Genomic DNA, 10,747 nt, shown 5'->3' on the forward strand with positions numbered 1-10,747 from the left:
ATCTCGCCGACATCTGGCTGAGTCCAACGGATTGGAAGGAAGCGTTCACGGCACCGGATCCGGGTACTCCACACAACGAAGCTCGCGAACAGATCTGGGACTTGCTCCTGAGCATTCTCGTGGACAAGTACGACGGTCACGCCTCGAACGAGTCCGTCCGCGCATCTCTCGCTCGAAGCGAGGAACTGCGCGTTGCACTCGGGAACGCATGGACGCTTGTCGAGGCAGCGGACCTCGTCGGCGATCTGTGGACAGTTCCCGCCTACCTTCGGATGGCTGCTCCGTGGCTCTCTGCCGGCGAGATCAGCATCCTCCAGCGCGTCGACGCGCACCAGTGGACCACGTCGGATCTGCCGATTCTCGATGCTGCGCGACACCGACTCGGCGATCCCGAACACGGTCGTCTGCAACGTCGGCGAAATGCAGCTGTCATCGCCGAACGGCTCAGAATGGACAGCGTCGTGGACGAAATGCTGCAACTCGATGACGACGACGGCTTGATCGCGCAACTTCGGCAAGACGGAATTCGCGATGCCTTGGTGGACGACTCGGCGCTGCCGACCAAGGAAGCGGATCGACTGGCTGGACCGTTCGCGCACGTCGTCGTCGACGAAGCGCAGGAATTGACCGATGCACAGTGGCAGATGCTGTTGTTGCGCTGCCCTTCTCGGAGCTTCACTATCGTCGGTGACCGAGCGCAGGCCCGTCATGGTTTCACCGAATCGTGGCAAGAACGCCTTACCCGGGTCGGGTTCGATCGCATCCAGACGGCATCGCTGACCATCAACTATCGAACGCCGGAGGAGATCATGACCGAGGCGGAACCCGTCATTCGAACTGCGTTGCCCGACGCCAATGTCCCCACCTCGGTTCGACGCAGTGGCATTCCAGTCTCGTACGGGAAAGTGTCGGAACTCGGTTCGATCGTCGACGGCTGGCTCGAGGTGAATCCGAACGGAATTGCGTGTGTCATCGGGCAACCGACATACCCTCCGACGGACCGAGTGCGGTCTTTGACGCCGACCCTGTCGAAAGGCCTCGAGTTCGACCTGGTGGTGCTCGTCGATCCCGAATCATGGGGCGCGGGAACCGAAGGCGCAGTGGACCGATACGTGGCGATGACCCGCTCTACGCGAGCGTTGGTCGTCCTGACCCCTGACTGATATCGGCGGCCGAACTCATGAGTGGTGGTGCACGATGTTGACCACATTTCCGTCAGGAGCGCGGACCAAGAACCTCCGTACACCCCAGCTCTCCGTCGTGAGGGGGCGCACGATGTCGAACCCGCGGCTGAGTGCCTCCGCGTAGGCGGCGTCGACATCATCGGTCATGACCGATACCACCGAGTCGGAGGGCGACGTCTCGTCTCGGGTGACGAGTTGGACGCAGGCGCCCGAGTCCGGTGATGTGAAGCGAGCTACCCAGCCCAGATTGAATTCCTCGCTCCCCAGGCCCAAAAAGTCCCGGTAGAAGTCTTTCGAGTCCTCGATGTTCGGAACCGTCAGGTTCGCCACGATCTTGATCGGTCGCACCAGTCCTCCTCGTCGCTCCTCCCCACGATTCTGGACCCGGCGTCGGGGCGAAGACAACCAGCCGACTTTCTGGCATGTTCGACGCGTGGGTCGATCAGCTGTCGGGGGTACTGTCCCGGCGCCGGGCGCGAAGGCGAAGGAACTTGACCGCGACCGCACCGAGTATCGCAAGCCACCCTGCGCCCAGAACGCACAGACCGACGGTCGTCGCCGACTCGGCCTTTCGATCGTCCGCGTAGACGTATCCGACCCCCGCCCAGATAGCTGCCACAACTACGAAGAGCGCCATGGCTGCAAGTACCGCTCGCACCGTCCGATTGGTGCGTATCACCCGTATCACCGCACCAGCATGCCCGTCACGACGCCGCACGAAACGGAATCCCGACGTTGCCCCCGACACAGTTGCACTCCGTAGACTTCCGGCCATGGCACTCGATCATGGCGACCCCGGTGACGCACCCTCGACTCCTCCCCCGCTGGCAGGCCTGGAACCGGTGCGGCGGCCCACGGCGGCCGAAGAGGCGCGCACGGTGGCAGCCTCGACGAATATTGCGACGCTGGCCAGCCTCACGACCGACGGCGACCCATGGGCGTCGTACGTGACTTTCGGCTTGCTGGACGGATCGCCGGTCCTCTGTGTATCCCGGATGGCAGAACATGGGCGCAACCTGCACCATGATCCGCGTGCCAGTGTGTCCATCGTGGCGCCGGAATCCGTCAGCGATCCTCTCGCGGTCTCGCGCGTCACCCTGGCCGGTGTGGTCGAGTCTCCGGAAGGGGGCGAGCTCGACGCAGCTCGCGCTGCCCACCTCGCCGCGGTCCCCGCAGCCAAGTACTACATCGACTACAGCGACTTCTCACTCTGGATACTTCGAGTGAGGCGGGCGCGTTGGGTCGGTGGCTACGGCCGAATGGATTCGGCTACGGCTGAAGACTATGCCGCAGCATCTGCCGACCCCGTCTCCCCCAACGCTGCCCCAGCGATCGTGCACCTCAACGAGGACCATTCGGATTCACTGCTTGCCATGGCCCGCAACCTCGGTGGCTATCCGGACGCGACCGCTGCTCTGTGCACATCCGCCGACCGCTACGGTCTCGATTTGAGCGTCACCACTCCGAGGGGCAAGGCCACGACACGAGTGGGCTACAACCATCCGATCGGCGACATTGCCGAACTCCGATCGGCCACAGTGGAGCTCGCACGGCGTGCGCGCAACTGAACTGTCGATCCCTCGTCTCTACGTCGGACGGTCTACCGCTGCCGCCAACTTTCTCGGCGCCAGTAGGCAATAACTGTCGGTGAGCAATTCACGCACCTCGTCACGGTCGAACTCGTCGACGATCATGCCCACTGTGTCCTGTCCCCACGGAGTGCGAAAGAACGGCGGCCCGGAACGTAGCAGGACGTCCAACTCGGGGGCCTCGGATCGGAATGTCAGAACCGTTGCAGGCGTGCGCAGCCCCGCCGCCTTTGCGTACGCCTCCGGCCGGCCTGGCTCGACCACCAGAACGTGCGCAAATGTTCGGGATCGAATCCGCCACCGGATGCCCGTCCACGCGCGTTCTTCGACGACCTCGGGCAGTGCGGTACACACCGCACTGACCACGGTCAACACCTCGTCAGGAACATCTGGATAGTCATTCATGATCGCCTCACCGGACGTGTTCGAGTGTCAGCGAGTGAACGTTATCTCGCCGTACCGACATGCGCACGGGCGACGGAACCGCAGTCAGCGACGCAGTTCGTGGGTGAGGGTCTCGAGCTCGTCGCCGCCCGCCATTTCCTTGGTCAGATCATCAAGGCTGATTTCGTCGTACGTGCAGTCCAGCTTCTGCCGCCCGCGATTCAGCAGCACGAAATGGTCTCCGACCATGTACGCATGGTGCGGGTTGTGGGTGATGAACACGACCCCGAAACCTTGCTCTTTTGCCGCCGAGATGTATCGCAGCACCATCCCGGACTGCTTGACGCCCAACGCCGCAGTCGGCTCGTCGAGGATCAACACACGCGCACCGAAGAAGATCGCTCGCGCAATCGCCACACACTGGCGCTGACCACCGGACAACGATCCGATCGGGGCATCGACATCAGGCAAGTCGATGCCCATCTTGTGCAGCTCCTCGATGGTCGTGGCCCGCATCGCGTTCACGTCCAACGACTTGAACAGACCCTTCTTCTGCAGCTCTTGACCGAGGAAGAAGTTGCGCCACACCGGCATCAACGACACCACCGCAAGATCCTGGTACACCGTCGCGATACCTTTGCCGAGAGCATCTTTGGGGGAATCGAATCTCGTCTCGACACCGTCGACGAGCAGCTCACCTTCGCTCTGCTGATGCAACCCGGCCATGATCTTGATCAGCGTGGACTTGCCTGCGCCGTTGTCGCCGAGCACACCGGTCACCTCCCCAGCGCCGACACGCAGATTGATTCCCGACAACGCAATGATGTTGCCGTAGGACTTGCCGACGTTCTTCAGCTCGATCAGCGGAGTCTTGCCACCGCCCGATGGTGCGGGCTCTACCGGTGTTTCAGCGTGCGTAGTCATAGGTCACCTTTTCGCCGCGTAGGAGCGGAAGCTGTTGTTGGCGATGACCGCGAACAGCAGCATCGCACCGAGGAAGAATTTGAACCAATCCGGATTCCAGCCGGCATAGACGATTCCCTGATTGGCCATACCGAAGATGAATGCACCGATCATCGCGCCGACAGTGGTGCCGTACCCGCCGGTGAGCAGGCAGCCACCGATGACAGCGGCGATGATGTACAGGAACTCGTTGCCCACACCTTGCCCAGACTGGACTGTGTTGAACGCAAACAGCAGGTGCATGCCCACGAACCAGGCACAGAACCCCACGAACATGAACAACCCGATTTTGACCTTGGTGACCGGAACACCGATTGCGCGGGCAGAGTCCTGGTTGCCGCCGACGGCGAAGATCCAGTTTCCGATCTTCGTCTTCATCAGCACGTAGGTGGATATGGCAGTGAACAGCAGCCACCACACGACCGTGATGCGGATGGACACGTTTCCGATCTGGAAGGACGAGGCGAACACTCTCTTCGCCGAATCGAATCCCTGCATATCCGAAATGGACTGCGTTGCCACCTGACCTGTGACGAGTTTGGTCACAGCAAGGTTGATGCCGGTGAGCATCAGAAACGTCGACAAGGTGATCAGGAACGAGGGGATCTTCGTCTTCATCACCAGGTAGCCGTTGAAAAATCCCACCGCCAGTGCCAGTACCAACGCCAAGGCGGAGCCGAGCCAGACGTTGAGGTGCAAGTTGTAGGCGATCATCGAGGCCATGATCGAGGAGAACGTGACCGCGACGCCGGTGGAAAGGTCGAATTCACCACCGATCATCAGCAACGACACACCGATGGCCATGATGCCGATCGTCGATGATGCATAGAGCACCGTCGCGAGCGCTTCCGGAGACCGGAACGGTGGTGCAACGATACAGAAGAAGACGAAGATCACGATCGCACCGAACAGGGCGCCGATCTCCGGTCGAATCAACAACCGCTGCAACGGCTTCTGCTTCTTGACCCGCTCATCGGCGACGACGGTGTGTTTCGACAGATCCAGATCGGCCTGTGTACTCATGACAATCCTTCCGTGCGGAGAGCGGACGGCCCTGCCTGGGTTGGGCGGGCCGTCCGCTGTCCTAGCGAGTTCCGTTCTGGGCGTACTCGGCGATGGCGTCGATATTGGACGAGTCGATGAACGCCGGACCGGTGAGAACCGGAGTACCGCCACCGATGGTGTTGCCGTTGTTCAGGTACAGCCACAGCGAGTCCACCGCAAGGTAACCCTGCAGGTAAGGCTGCTGGTCGATCGCCCATGCGACGTCACCGGACTTGATGGCGTCGACGAGTGCGGAGTTGGTGTCGAAGGTGACGACCGTGGCATCGCTGCCTGCATTCGCCTTGGACTGCACAGCCGTCAGCGCGATCGGGGCGCCGAGTGCGACGATGTGATCGATGCTCGGATCCTGTTGGAGCTTGGCGGTGATCGTGGCCTCAACCGACGGCATGTCCTTACTGTTGACGTTGAGAATCTCGGTGCTGCCCCCGGTGAATCCCTTTGTCACACCTGCACAACGGGACTCCAAAGCGACCTGGCCCTGCTCCTGGATGATGCAGAGGGTCTTCTTCGCACCATCAGCGGTCAGGCGCGCACCCGCTGCTTCACCGGCAATGGTCTCGTCCTGGCCGAAGTACTGCTGGACGCCCTGATCCTTCCATGAGTCGTACCCGGAGTTGAACGCGACAACGGGGATACCTGCGGCCGTGGCAGCTTCCACAGCCGGGGCCATGGCGTCGGGTTTCGCCAGCGTGATAGCGATGCCGTCGACCTTGGAATCGATTGCGCTCTGCACGAGGTTGGCCTGGTTCGGCGCCTCGGGATCGGCGGAGTAGCGCAGTTCGATGTTGTCCTTGGCTGCTGCAGCCTCGGCGCCCTTACGGATCAGGTCCCAGAAAGTATCTCCTGGAACCTCGTGTGTGATCATCGCGATCGTGGCACGAGGTGTATCAGCGGTGCCGGCATTCGAACCCTCGCCCGAATCTTCGGGCGCTCCGCCGGTGCTCGAACAACCGGCAGCCACGGTTGCACACAGTGCCAGCCCGAGGGCGGCGCCGGACCGAAGCCTACGACGCGACGCTGCGCGACCTGTGCCATGACTCGTGTGATGTGTCATCAATCTTCTTTCTCGACGCCGGCCCCCGGATGGACCGGTGATGAATCAATCGATCTCGCGATCAATATGTAATCCACATCACAAGCAAAGTCAAGCATTTGTCCTGACATTAAGAAGTTTGACCATGTGTGCCGTGCATCGAATACGGCGTTCGAGGACTCGCCTACCCCCCGAACAAGAGGAACAGACCACCGAAGGTGAAGAAGACCATCAGAACCGTCAGCGCCAATTGACCGGTGAGCCGGTGACCGGCAGGGAGGAGGCGAAGCGACGCGTCGTGGGCAGCGACGACACCGAGCACGTGGCCCGCAAGCACACACACCACCTTGATGGTCGCGACCGACCCTGGGTGTTCCGACAGGGCGTAGGACACTTCCCAGCTCTGTTGGCCGAGAAGGTCCCATCCGTCGCCGAGCGGATCGGCCAACAGGATCACGGTCGCTTGGCCTTTCTCGACCAAGTAGGTGAAGTAGTGCGCAAGAACGTAACCGACGGCAATGGGAACCAGCGAATGTGCAAGCGCGCCGGGCAATTGTGCGCGGGCCGACGCGGTCACTCCTCCGGTCGCACGACATGCGAGCCAGAAGGCAAGTCCGACAAACGAGATGAGCAGAATCAGTCCTCCCGTCCGCCACACCGTCGCGCCCGTGTTCGTCGACGCCATCGAATCGACCAGGTTCCGCCACGCGGGTATCTGTGATGCACTGTCGAACGCGGTCGAACCCAGTAGGACAGCAACAACCGCAACGGTTCCGGGCAAGACCGGCAACGTTCGAAGACCATCGAGTGGATTGCGCAATACAAGAGACCTGTCACCACTGCGAGCGAGAACTGCCATCCTCGCCACCGTGTCGCTGAATTTTTCGAACGGGTCGGCGCACTCGAACCATCGGTCGCCGAACACAATCGAACCGATCACCATGATCACGAAGTACCCACTGCACCACAGTCGGATCGCCGCCACCGAACCCGGATCGTCGTAGGCCAGCTCCAGCCACACGAAAGCGAACAACCCCAGAACGGCAGGCCAGCAACCGAGGCGTTCCGGGTACTTCCACAGACCCTGCGACAACGGTCGGCCGAGAACGGCACACACCCCGAGGTGGAGCGTCCGCACCGGGGACACTATCCGCCACACCGGGCCGAACAGCACCGACACGACGGGAAGTCCGACCCAGAGCAGAACGTAGAACACCCCGGGGAGAACATTCGTCGCGTCGCCCGGACCTGCGAAGGCTGCACCGGCGACGTACACGGCGAATGCCAGTACGAGCAGGCGAAGCGCAACCCTCGTCGGACCGGCGTCGACGGCGCCGGCCATCCGCTGCGGCAAGGTGACCCAGTGGTGGGACGGGTCCAGTCTTGGAGTGCGCCAAGCGAACATCAAGACCGCAAACGAGATCGATAACGCCCACGCACCGCCGATGAGGACGTATGTGGCCGGAATCGGCAGGTCGGTCGATCCGCCGAGCCCGTGTGCCAGTATCACGGCCTGACGAGGAGAGTCGCGACGGTCTTCCCGGCGTCGTGCAACTCCAGTGCAACCGCGCCTGGTACGTCGACCACGAACTCGAACGACTGGCCCGTAGCGGCCTCGACGGCGAACGAGTGGTCGGGCACCGAGTGCACGTGGAGTTCGTCAGCCACGTCGCTGTCGATGCGCACCGTGATCGTTTCGCCGACCGCTGCCTCGATACTCTCGTTGGTGGGGGTTATGGAACCGTCGGCGATTCGCACGTCGATCGAGAGCGCGTCCGAATTACCGGCAGCTGTCGAGGACACAGCGGCAGGGGACGCGGCACCCTCCGAAGCAGATGATGCAATGCCCTGTTGCACTGCAGGTTCTGCGTCCGTGGAGCACGCGAGTGTGACACCGAGCAGTGCCACACTCAGAGCCGCGATTTTCGAGCGGGACTTCATCAGGACTCCTCCCGGTTCGAAGTGTCGGCTCCGTCCGATTCGGAGTCACTCGCTGAACCTTCGTTCCGCTCTGCACGACGATCACGCGCCACGACGAACAGAACGACACCGACGATGACGAATGCCGGCACCAGAGCGGGGAGCGCGAGGACGACGGAGTGGTCGGCCAGATAGATCACATTGCCCGAGGGAGTCATGTCTTGCTCGGAACCTTGGCGTTTGCGTTGTTGCGCAGCGCATGTCGAGGGGTGACGCCCGAAATCCGTACGGTGCCCCAGGACAGTGCCCAGACCAGTAGCAGCGTGCACACCAGAACGACCAGCGACGCGGCGGCGAACAACCAGGTCGGGTGATCGAAGTTGCGCTCGCGCTGAAGCAACGTGATCTCCGAGACCAGATCCCGAGTGAACGAGGGTTCGGCCGATACCTCCTCGGCACCGATTCCCTCGTCTGCCGCCATGAAGATGGGTGCTGCAGTGAGGGTGCGGCCGTCGTGGATTCGCAGAACTGTCTTCCACGTCCCGTCGACCGGAACTGGCTTCGTCGACCGGTAGGTTCCCTCGCCTGTCCGTTCCAGCGTGTCGACGACAAGGCCGCGCAACGTCTCGCCTCCACCCTGCCACGCCAGGATCGACACCCATTCCGGATCGTCACTCACCAGATCCGGTGGGTCGATGGTGACCTCGGCGGTCACCATCCGGAACCCGTCGACCGACGCGGCTTCCTCTAGGCGGACAGAGGCCGTCGCGTCGACCGGGACGTCGAAGGTCAGACCATTGGCGACGGTGCCGCCGATCGCGAGGAGCATCACGACGACCACCGTGCGCCTGATCGCTGGACGCGGAATCCCGTCGCCGCTCAACGCCTGCGCGAACAGACCCGCGCAGAGACCGGTGGTGATGCCGACCGGGACGGTCATCCACAGAGTGTCCAGCCACATGCTCGAAGTCCACGGGAACAGGTAAACAGCGTCGATCCACAGCGATTCTCCCCAGACACCGACTGTGCCGACACCAAGACCTGCAATCGCGCCGAACGTGAGCCTCCGCTTGGCGAGCGGAGTGAACGCGATGACCTCGACGACGACTGCCGCGCCGAGGTAGAGAGCGAACACGTTGTGTGGCTCGCCGAAGATCGGCCCGACCAGCACTGCAGTGATCTCGCGGACGATCGCGGCGAATGCGACGGCGAAGAGAGCGGCACCTGGTCCGACCATGAGTCGTGCGGCGACGAGAGCGAACGCGCCTGCACCGACGATGAGCATCGGCTGGAAGATCAACTGGAACTGCTCGACGCCGAAGTCGAACTCGATCTGGAACACCGACAGCCCGATGAGTAGACCACCGAATGCCGATCCACGGATCATCCAGGTCAGAATGGGGCTCGTCGTCCAGCGTGGGTCGGGTCCCTCGGCGTCGGAGCCCATCGCGATACGGCCCTCGTGCTCCAGCAGGATCACTCCGATGAGCGATAGTCCTGCGCCGCCGATGAGCATCAGGTGAGTCGGACCCCACAGGGTGACGTCTTGGCCGAAGATGCGATGCCAGATGTCGTCCAGGGGAAATCCGATCAGTGCGTACAGACCGGCTCCGGCGATGAGAATTCCACCGGTCGGGACGTGCCACGTCCTGGTCAGCTTGATCGCGGCTCGTCCGGGCTTCTCGTCCAGCGGAAGAATCATCGAGAGAGCGCCGGCGATGAACAGGAAGAACAATCCCACCAGAATGAAGTAGTGCGCAGGGTTTGCCAGCGGGCCTTCGTCACGACCGCGTCCGATATGCAGGCTCACGTCCCAGATGAAACCGAGGAATGCCGTCAGAATCGTCGAGATGAACAGTACGAGCGGCAGTGCGGCCCAGCCTGGAAGATTCGTCTTCGAGCCGGCGAAGGCTGCAAGTCGACCCAGCCAGGTGATGCGGCGCGTACGGTGCAGAAAGGCCAGATACAGCAACCCGAGTGAGATGACGCCGGCCGCGGCACTCATACCGAAAACCTGGTCGAGCGCAGCCCCACCACCCTGCCCACCGCTCTCCTGTGCAGCGACTTCGAACGCCGCATTGCGGTTACTCGCAGTAACATGTATCTCGAACATGTTCAGAGTATGAACCGGCGTTGTCCGAATTACCAGGCTTTGCCCGAAAGCTGCCGGACTACCTGTCCGCGATCTCTGAAGCGATACAGAGAGGTTCACCCGACGCCCGACTCGGGTCGGATCCGCCCTACTCGCGAGGTTGCGCAGGTCAACGCTGGTGTACGCCCCACACACACCGAGAGACTCTGCGCGACGGGAACCTTGCGAAGACACCCGGAACGGCGGCGACTACCGTTGCAGCTACATCTCAATCTTCAAGGGAGCGGGTAATGAGCATCCAACCGGTCGAATCGAAGCGTCACCGTGTCGTTGTCATCGGTTCCGGGTTCGGAGGTCTGTTCGGTGTCAAGGCCCTGAAAAAGGCCGACGTCGACATCACTCTGGTCGCCAAGACCACGCACCACCTCTTTCAGCCTCTCCTCTACCAGGTTGCAACCGGCATCTTGTCCGTCGGCGAAATCGCGCCGACGACGCGGGTCATCCTGCGCAAGCAGAA

Annotated in this window: 12 protein-coding genes and 1 pseudogene; 3 read left to right on the forward strand and 10 right to left on the reverse strand. The window is 62.1% G+C overall.

What is annotated here, in order from left to right:
- Window positions 1-1,163: pseudogene (locus tag A2J03_RS31060) on the forward strand (AAA family ATPase); the annotation flags it as partial.
- A gap of 15 nt (window positions 1,164-1,178) precedes the next feature.
- On the opposite strand, the gene A2J03_RS12730 reads toward A2J03_RS31060, so the two are convergent.
- Both A2J03_RS12730 and A2J03_RS31665 read right to left on the reverse strand, forming a co-directional pair.
- Complete coding sequence (locus A2J03_RS12730; RefSeq protein WP_068374244.1) at window positions 1,179-1,532, reverse strand: VOC family protein; 354 nt, start codon at window positions 1,530-1,532, stop codon at window positions 1,179-1,181.
- Between the two features lie 94 nt (window positions 1,533-1,626).
- Window positions 1,627-1,932: a hypothetical protein gene (locus A2J03_RS31665; protein ID WP_231912509.1), complete on the reverse strand. Its 306-nt coding sequence runs from the start codon at window positions 1,930-1,932 to the stop codon at window positions 1,627-1,629.
- A 25-nt stretch (window positions 1,933-1,957) separates the two neighbouring features.
- Between A2J03_RS31665 and A2J03_RS12740 the strand changes: the two genes are divergently transcribed.
- Window positions 1,958-2,752: a HugZ family pyridoxamine 5'-phosphate oxidase gene (locus A2J03_RS12740; RefSeq protein ID WP_068374247.1), complete on the forward strand. Its 795-nt coding sequence runs from the start codon at window positions 1,958-1,960 to the stop codon at window positions 2,750-2,752.
- 18 nt (window positions 2,753-2,770) lie between these two features.
- Here A2J03_RS12740 and A2J03_RS12745 read toward each other — a convergent pair whose 3' ends face one another.
- From A2J03_RS12745 to A2J03_RS12780, 8 genes are all read right to left on the reverse strand, one after another.
- Complete coding sequence (locus tag A2J03_RS12745; protein WP_068374250.1) at window positions 2,771-3,178, reverse strand: MmcQ/YjbR family DNA-binding protein; 408 nt, start codon at window positions 3,176-3,178, stop codon at window positions 2,771-2,773.
- A gap of 84 nt (window positions 3,179-3,262) precedes the next feature.
- On the reverse strand, window positions 3,263-4,081 hold the full coding sequence (locus A2J03_RS12750; RefSeq protein ID WP_068374253.1) for an ATP-binding cassette domain-containing protein: 819 nt from the start codon (window positions 4,079-4,081) through the stop codon (window positions 3,263-3,265).
- 3 nt (window positions 4,082-4,084) lie between these two features.
- Window positions 4,085-5,143, reverse strand: a complete 1,059-nt coding sequence (locus A2J03_RS12755) for an ABC transporter permease (RefSeq protein ID WP_068374255.1) — start codon at window positions 5,141-5,143, stop codon at window positions 4,085-4,087.
- 61 nt (window positions 5,144-5,204) lie between these two features.
- A complete protein-coding gene (locus tag A2J03_RS12760; protein ID WP_068374258.1) occupies window positions 5,205-6,239 on the reverse strand; it encodes a substrate-binding domain-containing protein in 1,035 nt (344 codons plus the stop codon).
- A 163-nt stretch (window positions 6,240-6,402) separates the two neighbouring features.
- Window positions 6,403-7,728: a hypothetical protein gene (locus A2J03_RS12765; RefSeq protein WP_068374261.1), complete on the reverse strand. Its 1,326-nt coding sequence runs from the start codon at window positions 7,726-7,728 to the stop codon at window positions 6,403-6,405.
- Window positions 7,725-8,159: a hypothetical protein gene (locus A2J03_RS12770; RefSeq protein WP_068374264.1), complete on the reverse strand. Its 435-nt coding sequence runs from the start codon at window positions 8,157-8,159 to the stop codon at window positions 7,725-7,727. Before A2J03_RS12770 ends, A2J03_RS12765 begins: the two co-directional genes overlap by 4 nt.
- Complete coding sequence (locus A2J03_RS12775) at window positions 8,159-8,356, reverse strand: hypothetical protein (RefSeq protein WP_068374267.1); 198 nt, start codon at window positions 8,354-8,356, stop codon at window positions 8,159-8,161. The genes A2J03_RS12770 and A2J03_RS12775 overlap by 1 nt, the downstream gene beginning before the upstream one ends.
- Entirely contained in the window at window positions 8,353-10,251 is a 1,899-nt protein-coding gene (locus tag A2J03_RS12780; protein ID WP_068374270.1) for a hypothetical protein, read from the reverse strand. Before A2J03_RS12780 ends, A2J03_RS12775 begins: the two co-directional genes overlap by 4 nt.
- A 269-nt stretch (window positions 10,252-10,520) precedes the next feature.
- On the opposite strand from A2J03_RS12780, the gene A2J03_RS12785 reads away from it, so the two are divergent.
- The coding region (locus A2J03_RS12785; protein WP_197480740.1) for an FAD-dependent oxidoreductase at window positions 10,521-10,747 on the forward strand (227 nt) is incomplete at its 3' end.

This window comes from Rhodococcus sp. EPR-157 (genome assembly GCF_001647195.1).
In the GTDB taxonomy this organism is placed as follows: domain Bacteria; phylum Actinomycetota; class Actinomycetes; order Mycobacteriales; family Mycobacteriaceae; genus Rhodococcoides.

What these genes read in the sequence shown, in the direction of transcription:
- A2J03_RS12740 (WP_068374247.1), top strand. Translation starts at nt 1,958, where the DNA reads ATGGCACTCGATCATGGCGACCCCGGTGACGCACCCTCGACTCCTCCC.
- A2J03_RS12745 (WP_068374250.1), bottom strand. Translation starts at nt 3,178, where the DNA reads ATGAATGACTATCCAGATGTTCCTGACGAGGTGTTGACCGTGGTCAGT.
- A2J03_RS12750 (WP_068374253.1), bottom strand. Translation starts at nt 4,081, where the DNA reads ATGACTACGCACGCTGAAACACCGGTAGAGCCCGCACCATCGGGCGGT.
- A2J03_RS12755 (WP_068374255.1), bottom strand. Translation starts at nt 5,143, where the DNA reads ATGAGTACACAGGCCGATCTGGATCTGTCGAAACACACCGTCGTCGCC.
- A2J03_RS12760 (WP_068374258.1), bottom strand. Translation starts at nt 6,239, where the DNA reads ATGACACATCACACGAGTCATGGCACAGGTCGCGCAGCGTCGCGTCGT.
- A2J03_RS12770 (WP_068374264.1), bottom strand. Translation starts at nt 8,159, where the DNA reads ATGAAGTCCCGCTCGAAAATCGCGGCTCTGAGTGTGGCACTGCTCGGT.
- A2J03_RS12775 (WP_068374267.1), bottom strand. Translation starts at nt 8,356, where the DNA reads ATGACTCCCTCGGGCAATGTGATCTATCTGGCCGACCACTCCGTCGTC.
- A2J03_RS12780 (WP_068374270.1), bottom strand. Translation starts at nt 10,251, where the DNA reads ATGTTCGAGATACATGTTACTGCGAGTAACCGCAATGCGGCGTTCGAA.